Below are 20,328 nucleotides of genomic sequence, written 5' to 3' on the forward strand. Positions count from 1 at the left end.
GTCACGGCAGCGGGGTGTTGCGCGAGCCCAGGCGCGAGGTGTCCACGGTGCCACCGGCACCGGCGACCAGGCCGGACAGAAACCCGACCCCCCACGCCAGGTGCATGGTCGGCAGCACCGCGAGCGTCCACAGCCTGTCGCGCCATCCCGTCCCGCCGCCGCTCCCAGCCGACACGACCCCGAGAAGGACGAGGTAGGCCAGAACCGGAAGATAGACGAGACCCGCCAGCACCGACACCCAGCCGCCCAGCACCCGTGCAGCCTGCAAGACGCCCACCACGATCGCGAGGAGCACGGCGACCACCAGGGCCGGTGGGGCGAAGAATCGCAGCGAGTTCCGTCGCCCGTACCGCCGCACCAGCTCCCCGCGCCACGCGCCGGTGGCTCGGAACTGTCGGGCGAGCCGCGTCCAGCTCTCGCGGGGCCAATAGGTCACCGACAGCGCAGGATCGAACCAGACCCGGTAGCCCGCCCGGCGGATGCGCAGGTTGAGCTCCCAGTCTTCGCCGCGTCGGACCGTCTCGTCGAAGAGCCCGACCTCTTCGAGCACCGAGCGGCGCATGACGCCGAGGTACGCCGATTCCGCCTCGCCCGCCTGCGCGCCGCCGTGGTACGCGCCGCCGCCCAACCCGATGGGTGAGTTGTAGGCGCGTGCGACCGCCCGCTGGAACGGGGTGCGGCCGTCTGCGCGCATGACCCCGCCGACGTTGGCCGCCCGTGTGCGCGAGAGAGTGGCAAGGGCGGCCGTGACATAGCCGGGGGACAGCTCGGAATGCGCGTCGACCCGCACGATGGTCGGATGGTGGCTGGCCCGTATCGCGAGGTTGAGCCCCATCGGGATGTCGGCACCCGGGTTGTCGACGAGCAGAATTCGTCGATCGGATGCCGCAAGCCGGTGGGCGATGGCCGTGGTGCCGTCGGTGGAGGGCCCCAGCGCCAGGACGATCTCGGCGGGGCCGTCGACCTCCTGAGAAAGGATCGTGTGCACGGCCGCCTCAAGGTAGTCGGCCTCGTTGAGCACGGGCATCACGAACGAGACGCCGGAACCGACAGGGGGCACCGGGGCGTCGCGTTCTCCGGTGGCGTCCTCCTGCACCCATTGATCATCCCACGCCGCAGCGCAGCGCTGTCACCGGCGGGTCGCCGCTGCCGGCTCCCGTGTGATCCTGCCGCTCTGACTGTGACGCAGTGCCGCGCCGGCATTGTTGTAGCGGGTGAAGATCCATTGCGGGATCTTTCCGGCGGTGACCAGGCTCTGGAGGATCGTGGCCATCCCGTGTTCGGGATCGATGGCCAGTGCGGCGTCGAGGTGTGCACCGGCCACCGTGCTGGATCCGAGTGCCCAGTTCAGCCAGGCGAGCATGCACAGCAAATCGGGTCGCAGCTCGATGGGCAGATGGGTGATGGTGTGGCGGAGGATGCCGACTGCCCGGGAGATGCGTGCAGGCCGTGGTTGGGTGGCGCCCTCACCGATGATCAACTCGGCCATGTCGAACGCGGCGGCGCCGTGCGTGTCGAGTTCGGCGCGCACGGTGTCGTCCATCGACAGCCCGCTGGCGGCCTGCTTCGCCAGCATCCGCTCGTTTTCTCGCCGGGCGCGCCGCCCCATTTTGCGCCCGAACGCCATCTGCAGCATCATCTCGTCGCGGTGGGAGCGCTGCAGGCTCAAGGCTGTCAGTTGCGCGAGGCGTGCCACGGGAGTCTCGGCCGCGTCGCGTTGCAGCAACCTTTCGACGAAGTCGATCGAATCGGGCAGGGCGGCAGCCACCGGCACCCCGAAGGCATCGCGTTCGACGCCGGCGAGCAGATCTTCGACGGCGAGGGTCAGCGCGAGGGCGGTGTCGGGATCGGGCGCCGGCAGCGTGGTCTGTGCGTCGTGACGGGGCAGCTCGTCGCCGGCTCGGGCGCGTGCGGCCTGGGCGGCCAACGGGCTGGCGGTGATCTCTTGAAGCGGATGGCCGTCGAATGGCGGGTCGTCCTGGTACCAGCTGCACCACCCGTCGGCGGCGACGCAGTACGCGTCTTTGACCTGGAACCCGGCCTCTTCGAAGCGCTCGTCCAGACGCGCGATGAGCCGCTCATGTCCGGCGAAGCCGGCGGGGAAGGTCTCTTCAGTGTAGACAGCGAACATGACGCCGTCGCACCAGTGAATGCGGCTCATCGCGCCCAGGGCGAGCGAGGCTATGCGGTCATGCACCGTGGCGTGGACGCTGGCCGGGGGAAGGTCGATGCGCATCACGCCATGCGCGCGCTTTCCGGCAAAGGGAATGACCAGAAGACTGTCGGTCACGGTATGGCCGATCAGAGCCGGCAGCGTTGCGAGGAAGTCGGCGCCCGTCGAAGAGCGCAGGATCGTCAGTTCGTCGTTGTGCATCTCCCCATGCTGACCGTCGGCGAGGACCGGCACAGCGGGGGAGAGGCGATCGGTGGATAACTCGTGCCTGGGGAGGAGACGGTGCGGTCGGCTACTGATCCTCGGCAGGAGAGGAGGAGGCTGCGGCGTCGTCGGCGATGCGGATCATGATCGAGGTGCCGTCCGAGTTCGCTGATATCGCGAAGGGATCCACCGGCGGTGTCTCGAGCAGTTCCGCGTCACTGGGTGGCACGAGCGGCTCGGAGGGCAGTCCGGCCCATTCGAACGGCTCTTCTGGACGCGATGCGAAAAGACCCATGCCCTCATTGTCACCCGTGATGGTGGGTCGGGGATCCACATGGCGAATCTCCAGAGGAATTCGCCACCGTCATGGGAGGGTGAGCGTGCTGGGGCGGCGGATGCCGCTATGCGCTCTGCAGCACCGCCTGGTCCGGACTGGCCGGGGCCGCTGCGAGGCCGGTGCTCAGAAACACCGTTTCGCCCTCGGCGAGGGCGAGACCGGCCACTTCCGGGCGCGTCGACTCGACACTGACCACCTCGCCGTGCTCGGTGTGCACTGTGACGCGCACCTGATAACCCACACGCAGCAGCCGCGACACGGTTCCACGCACGGCGTCGACGCGCGATCGATCCCGGGTGATCTCGATGTCATGGGGCCGCACGAGACGACCGTGCAGCCGGGTCGCGTCTCCCAGGAAGCCCATCACGAAATCGTTCGCGGGACGATCGTAGAGCTGCTCGGGAGAACCGATCTGCTCGATGCGGCCATGATTTATCACCACGACCTCGTCGGCGACCTCAAGCGCCTCTTCCTGGTCATGGGTCACGAACACCGTGGTGACCGGCACCTCGTCATGCAGGCGCCGCAGCCACTCGCGCAGCTCTTTGCGCACCTGGGCATCCAGTGCACCGAACGGCTCGTCGAGCAAGAGCACGGCCGGCTCGATGGCGAGCGCGCGCGCCAACGCCATCCGCTGCCGCTGCCCTCCGGACAGTTGCGCCGGCAGTCGATGCGCGAACGGTTCGAGGTGCACGAGACGCAGCAACTCGTCGACGCGCGCAGCTATCCGGGCCTTGTCGGCGCGAGATGCCGTCGACCACGGCAGCGCGCGCCGCCGGCGCACATCCAGCCCGAAGGCGACGTTCTGCGCGACGGTCATGTGCCGAAAGACGGCGTAGTGCTGAAAGACGAAGCCGACGTTGCGCCGGCGCGCAGGCAGGTGCGTCGCGTCTTCGCCTTCGATGCGCACGGTGCCTTCGTCTGCGCTCTCCAAGCCCGCGATGATGCGCAGCAGCGTCGATTTGCCCCCGCCGGAAGGACCGAGCAGCGCGGTCAGCCGCCCGGTCGGCAACGAGACGCTCACATCGTCGAGGGCGGTGAAGTCACCGAAGCGCTTGGAGATCCCGCTCACATCGATACCCATTGCTGGTCATCCCTTCTCGCGCGCATCCTGCCGATGCAAGAGCGCGACGGCGATCAGGCAGAGCACGGCGGCGAACACCAGCACGAAGGCGATCGCGTAGGCCTGATCGGTGTGGTTGTTCTGGTACGCGCTTTCCACCGCAATGGTGGCGGTGGCGGTCTGCCCGATGACGTGGCCGGAGACCACCTTCACCGCGCCGAACTCGCCGAGCGAGCGGGCGAGGCTGAGCACCACGCCGTAGGCTAGGGCCCAGCGGATGCCGGGAAGGGTGATACGGCAGAACGTCTGCCAGGCGCCGGCGCCGAGGCTGCGTGCCGCCTGCTCTTGGTCGTCGCCGAGCTCGGTGAGCACCGGTACCACCTCACGGATGATCAGAGGCAGCGCGACGAAGCAGGTGGCCATCACGATCCCCGGCGTCGCGAAGGCCACCTCGATGCCCGCTGTGCGCAAGGCGGGCCCGAACCACCCGTAGACCGGACTGTAGACCAGCAGCAGCGCGAGACCGACGACCACGGGCGAGGCGGCGAGGGGCAGATCGATCAGCCACGACAGCAGCCGCTTGCCCACGAAGTCGTAGCGGGCCAGCAGCAGCGACATGCCGACTCCGAACACCAGGTTTATCGCCACCGCCATCGTCGCCGTCTGCAAGGTCAGCGTGAGCGCGTGCACGACGTCGGGATCCGACAGCGCGACGGTGAGCGCGTGCAGCCCATCGGCGAAGGTGTGGCGCAGCAGAAACGCCGTGGGCCATCCGACCAACAGAAACAGGTAGGCGCCCACGATGGCACGCACAACCCAGACGGCCGGCGACGCGGGCGCACGTCGTCGCGATGTCGTGTCAGTCACGTCGCGCCGCCGTTCGCTGCAGCACGTCGAGCACAACGGTGCTGGCCAGGGCTATCACGAGCAGAATGACGGCCACTGCCGCCGCTGCTGCGGTGTCACCACCCTCGATGTACCGGTAGGTCTCGGTCGACATCACATCGACGCCGCGGGCGTTCATGCTGATCAGCACGACCGATCCGTACTCGCTGATGGCACGCGCGAACGAGAGTGATGCGCCCGCGGTGATGGCCGGCACCAGGGAGGGCAGGATGATGCGGCGCATGATGGTCGCTCGGGAGGCACCGAGGGATGCCGCGGCGTCTTCGACATCGGCTTCGAGGGCTTGCAACACGGGCTGGACGGCCCGCACCACAAACGGGAGCGTGACGAAGGCTATCGCCAGCACCACTCCGAGCTTGGTACCTGAGACATCGACGCCGAGAGGCCCGCCATGGCCGTACAAGGCGAGCAGGACGAGGCCGGCCACGATCGTGGGCATCGCGAACGGGATGTCGATGACCAGGTCGAGCAGTGCCTTGCCCGGGAAGCGGTCGCGCACGAGCAGCCAAGCGATGAGAGTGCCCATGACGGCGTTCAGCAGGGTTACGAGCACCGCAGTGGTCAGGGTGAATCGCAGGGTGGCAACGGTGCCGGGGTCGGTGAGCACGTCGCGGAACGTCGACCATCCACCGCCGGCCGCCGCGACGATGACGGCTGCCAGGGGAATGAGCACGAGAAGGCTGAACCACAGCATCGCCATGCCCAGCCCCAGACCGGTCGTTCGGGTCAGCCGACGGGCAGAGCCGGCCGTCCGCCGGCGACCGGTGCGGGTCGAGGCAGGGTTAGCGGAAGCCAGCAGGGCCATATCAGAACCCGGCGGCGCTCTGCAGCTTCGTGAGGATGCCGCCCTCGGCGTCGAAGTACTTCGCGTTCGCGGCATCCCACCCGCCGAAGTCGCCGTCGATGGTCAACAACGTCGGAACGGCCGGGAAGGGGTGGGCGGGATCCATCGCGCCCTCGACGGTGACCTCGCCGGTCTGGTCTGCCACACTTGCCAGCGGGCGATACCCGGTGGCGGCATAGAGCTTCTGCCCGGCGGCGCTCTTCTGAAAGGCGAGCCACTTCTCGGCGACTGCGGAGTGTCCCTTCACGAGGGCGCAGCTGTTCTCGATGAGCAGTGAGCTGTCGGGCACCACATAGTCGAAGTCGCTGCCGGACTGACGGGCGAGGATCGCCTCGTTCTCATACGAGATCAGCACGTCACCTTTGCCGCTGGTGAAGGTGCTGGTGGCCTGGCGCCCGCTGGCCGGAAGCGCCACGACATTGTCGAAGAAGCTCGTGATGTACGCCTGCGCGGCGGCATCGTCGGAACCGGCCGCGAGCACCGAGCCGTAGGCGGCCAACAGGTTCCACTTCGCCGAGCCCGATGACGCGGGATCCGGCGTGACGATCTGAACGCCGGGTGCGGTCAGGTCCGCCCAGGTCGTGATGTGCTTCGGGTTGCCCGGGCGCACGACGAAGACGACGACCGAGTCGGTGCACACGCCGTCGGTCGCGTTGTCCTTCCAGTCGGCCGACACGAGGCCGGCCTCGACCAGTCGCGTGACATCCGGTTCGAGTGAGAGATGCACTTCGTCGGCCTTCTGTCCTGCCTGCACCGAGCGGGACTGGTCGCCCGATGCGCCGTACGACTCAGAGAACGAGACGCCCTGACCCTCGGCGGTCTGCGCGAAGGCCTTCTCGACACCCTGGTTGGCCTCTTCCAGCACCGAGTACCCGACGATGGCGACACCGTGTGTGGCGCTGGCATCGGCGGCGCCGGAGCAGCCTGTCAGTGCGAGTGCTCCGAGCACGGCGAGAGCCGCGCCCACTCTGATCTTGGCCATGCGTCGTCCTCTTCTCTTCGTACGCGCCCTGCAGCCGGCGTGAACCGGGGACTGTCCAGAACGCTAGGAGAGATCGCCGGTGCGGGCCCGTGACGTTTCGTCGGAGGAGATATTTCGTCATCCGGCGTCATACGCGTGCTGCACGCCGGCGCGACAGGTAAGGACGGTCGCCGCCGCGCTACCGGTGGTCCGGCGGGTCTGATGACGCCGAGTGGTGGCCGAAGGGCAGATGGATGCGGGCGGCCGCACTGCCCACGACTTTTGTCGCTCGCACCGTGGCCCCGCCCACCGATTGCCCCGCCCGGCGCACGCTACGACCGAGCACGGCTTCCACGCGGGTGGCACCGGGTCGGGGTTCGAGCTGGGCAGGCAGATGTGCCGGCGGCATCCCGAACGCGCGACGGGCGCCCACCACGATGCGGCGGCCGAGAATGCCGTTGCCGGCCCCGCCGACCACCGCTCCGACCCCGAAAGGCAGAGCCTTGCCCACCCACGACGTGCCGCCCGCGACGGCGAACCGGCGAACGAAAGTCGACTTCAGACGGTCGACGATGGGGCCGATCGCGGTGCGGGGGAGCGTCTTGGTGACCAGCTCACCCCAGTACGTGCCGCGTGAGGGGCCCTTGCCCGTCGCCTGCCGCGCGAGCTGGGTGAGCAGGTCGACGCCCTCTGACCCCAGCATCAACGTCAGCACGAGTGCGCGGGCGCGATCAGGATTGTCGACGGGGATCCCGTGCACCTCGGCGAGGGATTGTGCGAACAACGCGGTGGCCTCGACGAAGCCGACCGTCTCGACACCGCTCAGGGCGAGGGTCACACCGGTGGTGACCAGCGGGATGACGGCGGTGGCTCCCACAGCCGCTCCCGTGGTGGCCACGGTCGCCAGATAGCGGTTCTCGAGAATGCGCACGATCTGTGCGGGCGTGGCGTCGGGATGCCGCAGCCGCACGCTGCGCAGATGTGCGAGCACCGCCGGCCGTTGGATGGCCAGCACCCGATCAAGGGCGCGGATGATCGCCGGATGATCAGCGGAGCCGACGGGCGGAAGCCCCGAGACCCAGGGCGCATCGTCGGGAAGCGAATCGATGCGGTGGACCTTGCGGGGCATCACTCAGACGAAGAGATTGGCACGCTCGAGGTCTTCGGCGAAGTCCACCTCGACCGCGTACAGGTCAGAGATGTCCAGCGGTGTCAACTTGATGCCGTCTTCAGAGATCGCCAGCTCAAGTCCACGCTCGAAGTAGTCCTGATCGTCGACCCGGTGCAGCTGGCGGATCAGCGCGCGCTTCTCGCCGCTGGAGATGTAGTTGATGCCGATGGCTTCGCCGATGCCGCCGACCACGGTCTTGGACAGCTCCTTGATCGCGCCGTCGGGTGCCACGGTGTATTTGACTTCTTCGTCACTGACCTTGGACGTGTTCACCGCGACGAAAGAGCGGTCGGCCTCGATGAGCGGAACGGCCCGACCCAGGATGCGCGGGTCGAAGACGACATCGCCGTTCATCCAGAGAACACCGCCGCGCCCCGAGGCAGAGAGTGCGCGCAGCAGGCTCTTCGAGGTGTTGGTCTGGTCGTAGCGGTCGTTGTAGACGTAGTCGGCGTGCGGGAACGCCTCGACGATCGTTTCGGCGCGGTATCCGACCACCGTGGTGATGCGCACCTCGCGGCCGAACGCCGCGTGCAGATTATCGTGCTGCTGGCCCATGATCGAGCGGCCATCGTTCAGTCTGGTCAGCGACTTGGGAAGGCTGCGACCGAGTCGCGAGCCCATACCGGCCGCAAGAATGACGGTCTGAAGAGTCACTATCAGCTCCTGGAGTCTGTGTCTGGGATCCCGGCCAAGCCGGCGAGACACCCCGTCGTGCTCAGCCCATGCTACCGAAACGAATGGAAAGAACCCGGGAATCACAGGCGACGTTGTGTTTCCGTGACAAAGGACACGGCCGTCTCCCAGGGTGTCTCACAGCCAGTCGGTTGATACCTTGGACCAGTGACAGCCTCCCTTCCGGTGCCACGCGAACCCCGTTCGGACGCGGCGCACGCGCCGTCTGACGCGGAGGCTTCGCGCGCGACGGAGCAGGCCGCGAAGAAACCGGCTCGCAAGCCGCGGGCGCCGCGGAAGAAGGCAGCGGCCGTCGGCGTGTCGCCTGCCAACAAGGCCGGGATCGTCTCGATCGACGGCATCGTCATTCCACCCAAACCGCCTCTGCCACTGCCTGCGGCGGCATCGCCCGAGTCGGAGGCCTCGCTGCCGGACGGCCGGCTCGATGACATCGCCGTGCCGCCGAAGCCGCCGTTGCCGGTGCCGGTGTCGGTGTCGGTGACCGTGCAGACCTCCGCGCCGGCCGAGGTCGACGTCGAGGCCGAGGGTGAGGTCGATGTCGAGGTTGAGTCCGAGACCGCGACTGAGGTGGCCGTCGAGGCGGACCCCGCGTCGGAAACGGCCGTCGAGGCGGACCCCGCGTCGGAAACGACCGTCGCGGCGGAGCCCGCGTCGGAAACGACCGTCGAGGCGGAGCCCGCGGCAGCTGCGGCATCCCTCGTTCCCGCGGTGCACCTGCGCGGACTCGTCAAGACCTTCGGCGCGACTCGCGCGGTCGACGGTATCGATCTCACGGTGCCCGCTGGCACTTTCTACGGTCTGGTGGGGCCGAACGGGGCCGGCAAGACGACGACCCTGTCGATGATCTCGGGCCTCATCCGTCCCGATCGGGGCGTCGTCGAGATAGACGGCATCGATGCGGCGCGGCATCCCCGCGATGTCAAACGCATGATCGGCGTGCTGCCCGACCGCCTGCGCACCTTCGACCGGCTGACCGGCCGTCAGCTGCTGTACTACACAGGCATGCTGCGCGGACTGGCCGCCGGCATCGTCAACGCCCGCATCGACGACCTCGCCACGGCCTTCGACCTCACCGCCGCCCTGGGCCGCCCGGTGTCGGACTACTCCGCCGGGATGACCAAGAAGGTCATGCTCGCCGGCGCACTGTTGCACTCCCCGCGACTGCTCGTGCTCGACGAGCCGTTCGAGGCGGTCGACCCGGTCTCGTCGGAGGTCATCCTCGACATTCTGCGGGCGTATGTCGAGCACGGCGGCACGGTGGTGCTGTCCAGTCATGGCATGGAACTCATCGAACGCGTCTGCTCGCGTGTGGCTGTCATCGTCGCAGGTCAGGTGCTGGCCGAAGGCACCCTCGACGAGGTGCGCGGCGAGCTCACCCTCGAACAGCGCTTTCTGCAGTTGGCCGGCGGTCTCAGCGAGGTGGAGGGCCTGGAGTGGCTGCGCGGATTCTCCAGCTGAGACTCGCGCTCCTGCTGGCGCCGCTTCGTGCGGGCGGCCGGGCCGTGCGCGCGGGTGCGGGCGTCGTGCTGCTCGCGGCCGCCGTGGCGGTGGGATGCTGGGGGCTGCTCACTCTGCACAGCGCAGGCGTGGACGCGGCCGCGGTGGTCACGGTGCTGGGCGGCAGCGCCCTCACCCTCGGCTTCATGGCAGCACCGTTGATCGTCGGTGGGTCCGATCCGCTCGACCCACGGGCGTTCCGTGCGTTCGCGATGGGCTCGGGACCGCTTTCGGCGACGTTGGCGCTCGTCGGGCTGGTCAGCGTACCGCTCCTGGCCCTGATCGCCCTTGCCGTGTGCGTTGCAGTGCTGTGGACGCAGCGAGGTGCGCCCACCGGTTTCGCCGTCACCGGTGCTGTGCTGGGCGTGGTCACCTGCGCGTTGTCGGCGAGGGTGTTCGGCGCCGTGGCCACAGCGGTGCTCGCACCGCGGCGGTCGCGTGAGCTGACCGGGCTGTTCCTGGTGGCGGTACTGGTCGTGGTCGTTCCCGCGGGCACGTTCTTCGCATCGCTGCACTGGGATCAGCACATTCCCGCACCCCTGCTGCGCGCCGTAGAGATCCTCGCCCGCACGCCACTGGGAGCGGGGTGGGCGCTGGCATGGCGGCAGGATGCGGCATCCCTGGCCGTCGCGGCGGCCACCGTCATCGTGCTCGCCGGACTCTGGTGGGCCCTCGTCGACCGTGTGATGCGCACCAGCGAGCGTCCGGTCGCCGCGCAAGGCAGTGGAGGACTGGGCTGGTTCGCCATCACACCGGCAACGCCGGGCGGGGCGGTGGCCGCCCGCAGCCTGGCTTACTGGCTCGCCGATCGCCGCTACCTGGTCAACCTCGTCGTGATCCCGTTCGCTGCCGCGGCCGCGATGGTGCCGCTGCTGGTGGTGGGCGTGCCGTTCCACTGGGTGATTCTTGTTCCCGCACCGCTGATGGCGCTGTTCCTGGGATGGCTCCCGCACAACGACCTCGCCTATGACTCCACGGCCGTATGGCTGCACCTGGCCACCGGTGTGCGGGGTATCTCCGACCGGGCAGGCCGCCTGGTCCCGGTGCTGGTGATCGGCATCGCGGCGCTCGCGATCGCCGTCCCGGTGACAGCGAGCCTGCACGGCGACGCGGCGATGGCGCCGCCGATGATCGGGGTGTGCGCCAGCCTGTTCCTGAGCGGGCTGGGGCTGTCCAGCATCGCGTCGGCGGCCACGCCGTCTGCCGTCACGCCGCCGGGCGAAAGCCCGTTCCGGCAACCCGAACGCACCGGTGCCGCAGGCGCGGTGGCTCAGGGGTCTGTGCTGCTCGCATCGCTCGCGCTCTCGGTGCCCGCCGTGTGGTGGACCTGGCTCTCGATCGACGATGAGCGATACGTCGGTGTGGCGCTGTGGGGAGGTCTCGGCATCGGGCTGGTGGTGCTGGCGCTGGGATTGACGGTCGGATCGCTCGTCTTCGAGCGCCGGGGCACGCGACTGCTCGAGCTCGCCGAGTCGTTCTGAGCGCCCTGCGCGCCACCAGCGCGACTAGACTTGGCGTTCATGAGCACGCCGATGGAAAGCCCCGACCAGGGCGGTATCGCCACCCTTGACCGCGAGCTCGAAGAGCTCATCCGCGAAGAGGCGATCGAGCCGGGCGACCACGAGCGCTTCTCGCACTATGTGCAGAAGGAGAAGATCCTCGAATCGGCTCTCACCGGCAAGCCGGTGCGGGCGCTGTGCGGCAAGAAGTGGACGCCCGGGCGCGACCCCGAGAAGTTTCCGGTCTGCCCGACGTGCAAGGAGATCTACGAGGGTCTGCGGGCCTGAGCGCCGCGCCCGCGGGTCGGGTCAGTCCACGTCGACGTAGACGGTGGGAATCGCCGGGTCGGCGCGGCTGAGCGCGAGCGCGCGGACCGGAAGCTCTTCACGCACCCGCGCATGGTGGGTACGTGCGGCGGCGACGCCGGCGGCACCCTCGTACGCGGTGTCGATCTCGCCGCCGGTGACGAACACCGCCTGCAACGGGCGGGCATCGGGGAACTCCCCGGCGGATGGGACGTTCTCGAAACCGTCGGAGACAGTGATCAACTCCTGCGTGGCCGTTCCGGCATCGAGCGTGCGGAATGCCGCCTTGCGGCCACCCTTGGACGCCTTGTCGGTCGATGCCTTGGCCACTGACACCCACGAGCCGTCGCCGGCCTGGCGTGCAACGAGCTTGTAGACCATTCCCGCAGTGGGCGTGCCAGAACCGGTCACCAGCGCTGTGCCCACCCCATATGCGTCGACCGGGGCCGCGGCCAGCGTCGCTATCGCATACTCGTCGAGATCACTCGTGACAGTGATCTTGGTGTTCGTGGCGCCCAGCTCGTCGAGCTGCGCACGCACTTCAGCGGCCACGATCGGCAGGTCCCCGGAGTCGAGGCGCACACCGCCCAGGTCCGTTCCCGCCACCCGGATCGCCGTCTCGACTCCGGTGCGGATGTCGTAGGTGTCCACGAGCAGAGTGGTCTTCACGCCGAGCGCGTCGATCTGCGAGCGGAAGGCGTCTTCCTCGCTGTCGTGCAGCAGGGTGAACGAATGCGCGGCGGTTCCCATGGTCGGGATGCCCCAGGCCTGGCCGGCCTCGAGATTGCTGGTGGCATCGAACCCGGCGATGTACGCAGCACGGGCGGCAGCGACCGCGGAGTGCTCGCCGGCGCGACGCGAACCCATCTCGGCCAGAGGGCGGTCGCCGGCGGCTATCGACATGCGCGCGGCTGCGGTGGCCACGGCCGAGTCGTAGTTGAGCACGCTGAGCGCTATCGTCTCCAACACGACGGCCTCGGCGAACGAGCCCTCGATCGTCAGCAGCGGCGAGCCGGGAAAGTACAGCTCGCCCTCACGGTAGCCCGACACCGAGCCGGTGAATCGGTAGTCTTCGAGGAAGGCCACGGTGGCGGCATCCACCACCTTCTCATCGCGCAGGTAGCGCAGCTCGGCCTCGTCGAAGCGGAAGTCGCGGATCAGGCTCAGCAGCCGTCCGGTGCCGGCGACCACGCCGAACCGGCGGCCGCCCGACAGGCGTCGCGTGAAAAGTTCGAAGACGCAGTGCCGCGCTGCAGTGCCGTCGCGCAATGCGGCATCCAGCATGGTCAGCTCGTAGCGGTCGGTGAACAGTGCCGTGCTCATGCCGGTCAGCATATCGGTGCTGCCGGGTAGGCTTGAGGATCGTGAATGATGCGCCGATCGGAATCTTCGACTCCGGCGTCGGCGGTCTCACCGTCGCCCGGGCGATCTCTGCGCTGCTGCCGCGCGAGTCGCTGCGCTACATCGGCGACACCGCGCACTCGCCGTATGGGCCCAAGCCCATCGCCGACGTGCGCCGGTACGCTCTCGAAGTGCTCGACACGCTGGTCGACGAGGGCGTGAAGATGCTGGTCATCGCCTGCAACACCGCCTCGGCCGCGATGCTGCGCGACGCGCGCGAGCGCTACGACGTGCCGGTGGTCGAGGTGATCGGGCCTGCCGCGCGCACGGCGATGTCGACGACCCGCAACAAGCGCATCGGGGTCATCGGCACCGCCGGCACGATCGGATCGGGCGTCTACCAAGACCTGCTCGGCGTCAACGCCGATCTCACCGTTTTCGCCCAGCCCTGCCCGCGGTTCGTGGAGTTCGTCGAGGCAGGCATCACCGATACCGCACAGGTGCTCGCCGTGGCCGAGGAGTATCTCGCGCCGCTGCGGCACGCAGGCGTGGACACCCTCGTGCTCGGATGCACGCACTACCCGTTTCTGGAAGGCGCCATCAGCTACGTGATGGGTGCCGATGTGTCGCTGGTCTCCAGCGACACCGAGACCGCGAAGGACGTCTACCGGCAGCTCGTCTCGCGTGACCTGCTGGCCGGGCCCGATGCCGTGCCACACCACGAATACGAGGCCACCGGCGACTCGGAGCACGAGTTCCTGAACCTGGCGCACCGGCTCATGGGCCGTGAGGTGCGCACCGTCAAGCTGGTGCAGACCGGCGTCATCGACCTGCCGAAGGCAGCGGCATCCCACCGAGGAGAGATATGAGCGAGACAGTACGTGCCGATGGGCGCGCCGTGGATGCGCTGCGTCCGGTGACGATCGAGCGCGGCTGGAGCGCGCAGGCCGAGGGATCGGCGCTGGTGAGCTTCGGCGGCACAAAGGTGCTGTGCACCGCATCGTTCACCAACGGCGTGCCGCGGTGGTTGACCGGCAAGGGCAAGGGCTGGGTCACCGCCGAGTACGCCATGCTGCCCCGTGCCACGAACTCGCGCAACGATCGCGAGTCGGTGAAGGGGCGCATCGGTGGCCGCACCCACGAGATCTCGCGGCTGATCGGGCGCGCGCTGCGTGCCGTGGTCGACACGAAGGCGCTGGGTGAGAACACCATCGTCATCGACTGCGACGTGCTGCAGGCCGACGGCGGCACCCGCACCGCGGCCATCACCGGCGCGTATGTCGCCCTGGCCGATGCCATCGCGTGGGGGCGTGAGAAGAAGTTCATCTCTCAGAAGGCCACCGTGCTTTTCGACTCGGTCTCGGCGGTGTCGGTGGGCATCATCGACGGCGAGCCGATGCTCGACCTGGCCTACGTCGAGGACGTGCGCGCCGAGACAGACATGAACATCGTGGTGACCGGGCGCGGACTTTTCGTCGAGGTGCAGGGCACTGCCGAGGGTGCACCCTTCGACAAGCGCGAGCTGGATGCCCTGCTCGAGCTGGGGGTGAACGGGTGCGCGCAGCTGCGCGACATCCAGCAGGGAGTGCTCGAGGAGGAGAAGTGACCCGCGCGGTTCTGGCCACGCACAATCCGCACAAGGTCGTCGAGTTCGCCCGCATCGTCGCCGCCACCCGTCCCGACCTCGAGCTGATCGGGTACGACGGCCCCGAGCCGGTCGAAGACGGTGTGACCTTCGCCCAGAACGCCCTCATCAAGGCACGAGCGGCCGCAGCGCACACCGGGCTGGCGGCGTTCGCCGACGACTCGGGCGTGTGCGTGGACGTTCTCGGTGGTGCACCCGGGGTCTTCTCGGCGTACTGGGCCGGGCACCGCAAAGACGACCGCGCCAACCGCGCGCTGCTGCTCGACCAGATCAGCGACATCGCCGACCCGCACCGCACCGCGCACTATGTGTCGGTGATCGCCCTGGCGCTGCCCGGTGGTGACGAGCACGTGGTCGAGGGCGTGTGGCCCGGACGGATCGCCGCAGCCGTGCGCGGCGACGGCGGGTTCGGCTACGACCCGGTGTTCATCCCCGATGAGCAGCCCACCGATGCCGAGCGGACGGTGGGCGAGTGGAGCGATGAGGAGAAGACCGCCCGCTCGCACCGAGCCCGGGCGTTCGAGGCGCTGCAGCCGCTGCTAAGCCTTATCTGATGATGAGAATCGGCATCATTCCCGACTAGGTGAAACCGGCCGTCACCCGGTGTCGAGCCGCCTAGCCTGGGGGCATGCACGATCATGCGCCCGGGATCCGCGGCGCCGGCAACCGGCGCCTGCTGGCGATCTCGCTCGCCCTGACCGGGGTGATCATGGTCGTGCAGATCATCGGTGGTGTGCTGGCCGGATCGCTGGCGCTGCTGGCCGATGCCGCGCACATGTTCGCGGATGCCGCGGCCCTGGTGATAGCGCTGGTGGCTGGGTCTGTGGCGCTGCGGCCCGCCGACGATCGGCGCACCTTCGGATACCAGCGTGCCGAGGTGTTCGGGGCTCTCGTGAACGCGGTCATCCTCATCGTGCTGGCCGTCGTCGTCGCCGTGGAGGGCGTGCTGCGGCTGGGCAACGGGCGTGTCGAGGTCGCCGGCGCGCCGATGCTCATCGTCGCGGTCGTGGGACTGTGCGCGAACGCGGTGTCGATGTGGCTGCTGTCTGCCGCGCAACGGCACAGCATCAACGTACGCGGTGCGTACCTCGAGGTGATGGGCGATCTGCTGGGATCGCTGGCCGTGATCGTGGCCGCCCTCGTCATCCTCATCACCGGGTGGACGCCGGCCGACGCGCTCGCGTCGTTGCTGATCGCCGCGATGATCGTGCCCCGCGCATTCGGGCTGTTGCGCGAGGTCGTCTCGGTGCTGACCGAGTCGGTGCCGCGCGGCATGCACGTCGAGGCGATCCGCGCGCACATCCTCGCGACCCCCGGGGTGCGAGAGGTGCACGACGTGCACGTCTGGCAGCTCACCCGTGGGGCGCCGGTGTTCAGCGCGCATGTCGTCACCGACGACGACGTGTCGGCCGGCGACATCCTCACTCGCCTGCAGACGTGCCTCTCGGACCACTTCGACGTCGCGCATTCGACGTTCCAGCTCGAACCCGCCGGCCACACCGAGCCCGACGCGCACGATTAGGACTCGCGGCGCACCTCCGCCGGCGTCTTGTCGGGCCGCAGCCCCCGCCAGCGCGCTTGGCGCAGGATGCCGCCGGGAGTGAACTCGGCGAACTCGACTTCTCCGACCAGCTCGGGACGCACCCATTCGGCGTCGCGGGCGTCGGCGGCGGGAACACCGACGAACGGGTCGCTGTCGCAGCGAAGCGGCTCCAGCACGCTCATCAGGCGAGACAGCGTCGATTCGCTGAAGCCGCTGCCCACGCGCCCGGCATAGTGCAGGCCGTTCTCGTCGGGGATGCCCAGCAGCAGCGACCCGATGCTGCCGGTGCGGCCCCCGCGCCCGGGACGGATGCCGCCGATCACGACCTCCTGGGTGCGGGTGAGCTTGACCTTCAGCCACTGGTCGGAGCGCACGCCGCGACGATAGGGCGAGGCGGGGTCTTTCACGACGATGCCCTCCAGCTGCAGGCGCGCCGCGGTGGCCAATGCTTCATCGACGTCGTCGAACACGGGTGGCACGACGATCTCGTCGATGGTGTGTGCGGCGATGCTCTCGAGCACCTCGCGCCGCTCACGCAGCGCACGGCCGGCGAGGTCCGTGCCCGAGACAGCCAGCACGTCGAAGAGGTGATAACGCACCGGGGTGCGGCGACGTTCTCCCTCGATCTGGCGGGCCGCGGTCAAGTGCATGCGTCGCTGCAGCAGCGGGAAGCTCGGCCGGCCCGACGCGTCGAGTGCGATGATCTCGCCGTCGACGACGGCGGGTTCGTCCGAGAGCCCGGCATCGACGGCCGTCAGCTCGGGGTAGCGCGCCGTGATGTCGGTGCCACGGCGTGCGAACAACCGCAGTGAGGCGCCATCCCACACACCCACGGCCCGGATGCCATCCCACTTCATCTCCGCCCACGCGCCCCACCGCCCGGCGGCTGTTCTGGCGGCGGCCGGTCGTGCGAGCGTGGAGAGCATCGGCGCGACGGCTGCCGGTCCGATTGGGGCGGGCACGGTTGCCGGCGGGGCCGTCGCGGCTGCGGCATCCCGCGTCTGCCGGTGCCGGGACGCACCGCCCGCCGACGGCTCGTCGGCCTGTTCGGTCGGCATCACGGGTTGCCCGTCGGGCTGCACGCGGCCTTCGGCGTCGGTCTTGGTGCGATGCAGCAGCCAACTCGAGCGCTCGCCCGACCCCTGGGTGCGGATGAGGGCCAGACGAACGGTGCCCAGCGGGCCGCCCGGACGCCCGTGCGCTGTGAAGATGACCTCGTCGTCGCGCCATTTCTCGGGGTCGTACCGGCCGTCGTCCCAGATCGTGACGGTGCCGCCGCCGTACTCGCCGTGTGGAATCGTGCCTTCGAACGAGCCGTACTCCAGGGGGTGATCCTCGGTCATCACGGCCAGGCTGTTCCGGCCGGCGGTGGGCGGTACTCCGCGGGGCACAGCCCAGCTGACGAAGACCCCGTCGTGCTCCAGACGCAGATCCCAGTGCAGCCGACGCGCATGGTGTTCCTGGATCACGAATCGCGGCGGCTGGCCGACGGGCGTCGCGGCGGCGAGCGGATTGTCGGGCACCGGCTCGGGCGTGCGCGCCGCGTCGCGCTTGGCGATGTAGGCCGACAGTGGGCCGGATGCCGCAGCCCGCCCGCCGGCGCGAAATCCCAGGCTCGCCATCGGGTCGCCGATGCGTTCGGCCCGTTCGAGCACCTCGTCGAAGCTCAGCTGTGTCAGGGCGGGGTCGGCCAGTTCGTCCCAGGTGCGGGGTGCGGCGACGGTGGGCAGTTCGCGGCCGCGCAGTGAGTACGGCGCTATCGTCGTCTTGCTGCCGTTGTTCTGGCTCCAATCCAGCAGCACCTTGTCGGCCCGCAGGTTCTTGGCCATGCGACTGACCACGAGGTCGGGGTGGTCGGCCTCCAACAGGCGGGCGAGCTCTTTGGCCAGCGCGGAGGCCTGCTCGCTCGTCTGCGATCCGTCCAGCCCCGCGTAGAGGTGGATGCCCTTGCTGCCACTGGTGACCGGGAACGTCTCCAGACCCATCCCAGACAGGATCTCGCGTACCCAGAGGGCAACGCGCGCGCACTCGGGCAACCCGACGCCCGGACCGGGGTCGAGGTCGAGCACGAGCCGGTCGGGGCGGGCTCGCTCGCCCTCGGGCGTGAACCGCCACTGCGGCACGTGCAGCTCGAGGCTGGCCACCTGCGCGAGATAGACGAGAGTGGGCACGTCGTCCACGAGGGGGTAGTCCTTGGCCCCGGTGGAATGCTCGATCGGCAGTCGGTGCACCCACTCCGGTGCGCCCGACTCGAGATTCTTCGCGAAGAACGGCGGGTGATCGACGCCCTCGGGCCACCGCTTGCGCGTCACCGGACGGCCGGTGATGTGCGGCAGCAGCAGCGGGGCGATGCGGGTGTAGTAATCGATGACCTCGCCCTTGGTGGTGCCGGTGGCGGGGTAGAGCACCTTCTCGAGGCGGCTCAGACGCAGACGTCTGCCCCCGATCTGCACCAGCCGTTCCTCGCCCATGTGCCTCATCCTGCCCGGGCACGCGAGTTGCCGCATCCCCATTGCGCTGTCTGCCGCACTGTGAGACCGGCCCTCGCCTGCGGTGACAGGTCGTTGCCTTGATGCGCGCGGCAGTGTGTACTGATCTCATGAGGGCGATCTGGAAGGGCGCGCTGACCTTCGGTCTGGTCAACGTTCCGGTGAAGGTGTACGCCGCGACCGAAGACCATGATGTCTCGCTGCATCAGGTGCATGCGAAAGACGGTGGGCGCATCCGCTATCAGCGCGTCTGCGAACTCGACGGCGAGACGGTGCCCTACGCCGAGATCGATCGTGCCTATGACGACGGCGAGCACACCGTGGTGCTGACCAAAGACGACTTCGCCGCGCTGCCGGCCGAGCGCAGCCGCGAGATCGAGGTGGTCGAGTTCGTGCCCAGCGATCAGATCGACCCGCTCTTGTTCGAGCGGTCGTACTTTCTCGAGCCCGACTCGTCGTCGCCGAAGGCGTATGCGCTACTGCGCGAGACGCTGGAGCGCACCGAGCGCACCGCCATCGTGCAGTTCTCGCTGCGGCAGAAGACGAGCCTGGCGGCGCTGCGCGTGCGCGGCGATGTGCTGACGCTGCAGACGATGAGGTGGGCCGACGAAATCCGCGAAGCGACGTTCCCGGTGCTCGATCAAGAGGTGAAGGTCTCTGAGAAAGAGCTCAAGCTCTCGGCGGCGCTGGTCGAAGGATTCGCCTCGGACTTCGACCCCGATGCCTTCACCGACGAATATCAGAAAGAGCTGCGCACCCTGATCGACGCGAAGATCGAGAAGGGCGAAGCTCTCGACACCGCCGAGACGTTCGGGGAACGTGAAGAAGAGGCGGGCGGCGAGGTCATCGACCTCATGGAGGCCCTGCGTGCCAGCGTCGAACGCACCCGCAAGAACCGCGGCGCGAAGCCGAAGGGCAAGCGCGCGTCGGGGGAGTGACTCACTCCTTGTGTGACGCGGTGTCGTCTGCCTCGCGTCGCGCCTTGGCGCGCTCGCGGAAGTAGTGCCAGGCCGTGACCGCGAAAGTCAGCACGACGACGGCGATGAGAATGAGCTCGATGTACTCGGTGACCAGGTGCGCAACCCTGGGAATGAAGCCGATCCCGTACCCGAGCATGGTGAGGCCGAAGCCCCACAGCACCGCGCCGATGAGGTTGTACAGCGAGTAGCGACGCCAGGGCATATGCCCGACACCGGCGGCAACCGGGGCGAAGGTGCGCACGACCGGCACGAAGCGGGCCAGGATCACCGTCATACTCCCATAGCGCTCGAAGAAGGCATTCGTGCGCTCCACGTTACGGCGGCTGAACAGCCCCGACTCCTTGCGTTCGAACACCGCCGGGCCGCCCTTGCCGCCGATCAGATAGCCCACTTCGCCGCCCACGAAGGCAGACAGCGCGATCAGCAGCGCAACAACCCAGATGTTCAACCCGAAGACGTCGGTGGTGTTGGTCAGCAGGCCCGAGATGACCAGAAGCGTGTCACCGGGCAGGATGAACCCGACCAGAAGCCCGGTCTCGGCGAACACGATGAAACACACCACCAGCAGAGCCCACGGGCCTGCGGACTCAAGGATGTTCTCCGGGCTGAGCCAGGGGATGAGACCTGCAGAAAGCACGTATGTCCCGTCACGTCGAAGGAAGAAGGGGGGATGCCG

The 20,328-nt window shown here is 68.6% G+C and carries 20 protein-coding genes; 8 read left to right on the forward strand and 12 right to left on the reverse strand.

Going from position 1 to position 20,328, the window contains the following annotated elements; genetic code table 11:
* Position 1: 1 nt before the first annotated feature.
* From ET475_RS14335 to ET475_RS14375, 9 genes are all read right to left on the reverse strand, one after another.
* The gene (locus ET475_RS14335) at positions 2-1,027 is read right to left on the reverse strand and encodes a glycosyltransferase (protein WP_129394007.1); all 1,026 of its coding nucleotides are present in this window, start codon (positions 1,025-1,027) and stop codon (positions 2-4) included.
* Between the two features lie 102 nt (positions 1,028-1,129).
* Entirely contained in the window at positions 1,130-2,374 is a 1,245-nt protein-coding gene (locus ET475_RS14340) for a DUF4192 family protein (RefSeq protein WP_129391717.1), read from the reverse strand.
* A 91-nt stretch (positions 2,375-2,465) separates the two neighbouring features.
* Positions 2,466-2,672, reverse strand: coding sequence for a hypothetical protein (locus ET475_RS14345; RefSeq protein WP_129391720.1), 207 nt, complete (start codon positions 2,670-2,672; stop codon positions 2,466-2,468).
* Positions 2,673-2,778: 106 nt separating this feature from the next.
* Positions 2,779-3,798, reverse strand: coding sequence for a sulfate/molybdate ABC transporter ATP-binding protein (locus ET475_RS14350; RefSeq protein ID WP_129391723.1), 1,020 nt, complete (start codon positions 3,796-3,798; stop codon positions 2,779-2,781).
* Between the two features lie 6 nt (positions 3,799-3,804).
* Complete coding sequence (locus tag ET475_RS14355; RefSeq protein WP_129391726.1) at positions 3,805-4,644, reverse strand: sulfate ABC transporter permease; 840 nt, start codon at positions 4,642-4,644, stop codon at positions 3,805-3,807.
* Positions 4,637-5,488 carry a sulfate ABC transporter permease subunit CysT gene (gene cysT / locus ET475_RS14360; RefSeq protein ID WP_129391729.1) on the reverse strand — a complete coding sequence of 284 codons (852 nt, stop codon included), beginning with the start codon at positions 5,486-5,488 and terminating at the stop codon, positions 4,637-4,639. The genes ET475_RS14355 and cysT overlap by 8 nt, the downstream gene beginning before the upstream one ends.
* A gap of 1 nt (position 5,489) precedes the next feature.
* Positions 5,490-6,509: a sulfate ABC transporter substrate-binding protein gene (locus ET475_RS14365; RefSeq protein WP_129391732.1), complete on the reverse strand. Its 1,020-nt coding sequence runs from the start codon at positions 6,507-6,509 to the stop codon at positions 5,490-5,492.
* A gap of 178 nt (positions 6,510-6,687) precedes the next feature.
* Positions 6,688-7,617, reverse strand: coding sequence for a hypothetical protein (locus ET475_RS14370; RefSeq protein WP_242497653.1), 930 nt, complete (start codon positions 7,615-7,617; stop codon positions 6,688-6,690).
* Between the two features lie 3 nt (positions 7,618-7,620).
* Positions 7,621-8,313, reverse strand: coding sequence for a phosphocholine cytidylyltransferase family protein (locus ET475_RS14375; RefSeq protein WP_129391737.1), 693 nt, complete (start codon positions 8,311-8,313; stop codon positions 7,621-7,623).
* A 336-nt stretch (positions 8,314-8,649) separates the two neighbouring features.
* Between ET475_RS14375 and ET475_RS14380 the strand changes: the two genes are divergently transcribed.
* Genes ET475_RS14380 through ET475_RS14390 form a run of 3 tightly spaced genes read left to right on the forward strand, consistent with a single transcriptional unit; the run spans position 8,650 to position 11,636 of the window.
* The gene (locus tag ET475_RS14380; protein WP_242497654.1) at positions 8,650-9,810 is read left to right on the forward strand and encodes an ATP-binding cassette domain-containing protein; all 1,161 of its coding nucleotides are present in this window, start codon (positions 8,650-8,652) and stop codon (positions 9,808-9,810) included.
* Positions 9,786-11,330 (forward strand): hypothetical protein, encoded by a 1,545-nt coding sequence (locus ET475_RS14385; RefSeq protein ID WP_129391743.1) that lies wholly within the window; start codon positions 9,786-9,788, stop codon positions 11,328-11,330. Before ET475_RS14380 ends, ET475_RS14385 begins: the two co-directional genes overlap by 25 nt.
* 39 nt (positions 11,331-11,369) lie before the next feature.
* Positions 11,370-11,636 (forward strand): DUF3039 domain-containing protein, encoded by a 267-nt coding sequence (locus tag ET475_RS14390; protein ID WP_129391746.1) that lies wholly within the window; start codon positions 11,370-11,372, stop codon positions 11,634-11,636.
* Between the two features lie 21 nt (positions 11,637-11,657).
* On the opposite strand, the gene ET475_RS14395 is transcribed toward ET475_RS14390, so the two are convergent.
* Positions 11,658-12,977: a nicotinate phosphoribosyltransferase gene (locus ET475_RS14395; RefSeq protein ID WP_242497655.1), complete on the reverse strand. Its 1,320-nt coding sequence runs from the start codon at positions 12,975-12,977 to the stop codon at positions 11,658-11,660.
* Between the two features lie 41 nt (positions 12,978-13,018).
* Here ET475_RS14395 and murI point away from each other — a divergent pair, with 41 nt between their 5' ends.
* The 4 genes from murI to ET475_RS14415 all read left to right on the forward strand — a co-directional run bounded on the left by murI (position 13,019) and on the right by ET475_RS14415 (position 16,162).
* Positions 13,019-13,864: a glutamate racemase gene (gene murI / locus ET475_RS14400; protein WP_129391752.1), complete on the forward strand. Its 846-nt coding sequence runs from the start codon at positions 13,019-13,021 to the stop codon at positions 13,862-13,864.
* Positions 13,861-14,601 (forward strand): ribonuclease PH, encoded by a 741-nt coding sequence (gene rph, locus ET475_RS14405; RefSeq protein ID WP_129391755.1) that lies wholly within the window; start codon positions 13,861-13,863, stop codon positions 14,599-14,601. The genes murI and rph overlap by 4 nt, the downstream gene beginning before the upstream one ends.
* Positions 14,598-15,194, forward strand: a complete 597-nt coding sequence (gene rdgB, locus ET475_RS14410) for an RdgB/HAM1 family non-canonical purine NTP pyrophosphatase (protein WP_129391758.1) — start codon at positions 14,598-14,600, stop codon at positions 15,192-15,194. Before rph ends, rdgB begins: the two co-directional genes overlap by 4 nt.
* A gap of 74 nt (positions 15,195-15,268) precedes the next feature.
* Positions 15,269-16,162, forward strand: a complete 894-nt coding sequence (locus ET475_RS14415; protein WP_129391761.1) for a cation diffusion facilitator family transporter — start codon at positions 15,269-15,271, stop codon at positions 16,160-16,162.
* Here ET475_RS14415 and ET475_RS14420 read toward each other — a convergent pair.
* Positions 16,159-18,654 (reverse strand): ATP-dependent DNA ligase, encoded by a 2,496-nt coding sequence (locus ET475_RS14420; protein ID WP_129391764.1) that lies wholly within the window; start codon positions 18,652-18,654, stop codon positions 16,159-16,161. The genes ET475_RS14415 and ET475_RS14420 overlap by 4 nt on opposite strands.
* 128 nt (positions 18,655-18,782) lie before the next feature.
* Here ET475_RS14420 and ku point away from each other — a divergent pair, with 128 nt between their 5' ends.
* Positions 18,783-19,610, forward strand: a complete 828-nt coding sequence (gene ku, locus ET475_RS14425; RefSeq protein WP_129391767.1) for a non-homologous end joining protein Ku — start codon at positions 18,783-18,785, stop codon at positions 19,608-19,610.
* Position 19,611: 1 nt separating this feature from the next.
* Here the strand turns inward: ku and ET475_RS14430 are convergent, their stop codons facing one another.
* Positions 19,612-20,289: a DedA family protein gene (locus tag ET475_RS14430; RefSeq protein ID WP_129391770.1), complete on the reverse strand. Its 678-nt coding sequence runs from the start codon at positions 20,287-20,289 to the stop codon at positions 19,612-19,614.
* Positions 20,290-20,328: the final 39 nt, after the last annotated feature.

Origin of the sequence: Microbacterium protaetiae (assembly GCF_004135285.1) — a bacterium.
In the GTDB taxonomy this organism is placed as follows: Bacteria; Actinomycetota; Actinomycetes; order Actinomycetales; family Microbacteriaceae; genus Microbacterium; species Microbacterium protaetiae.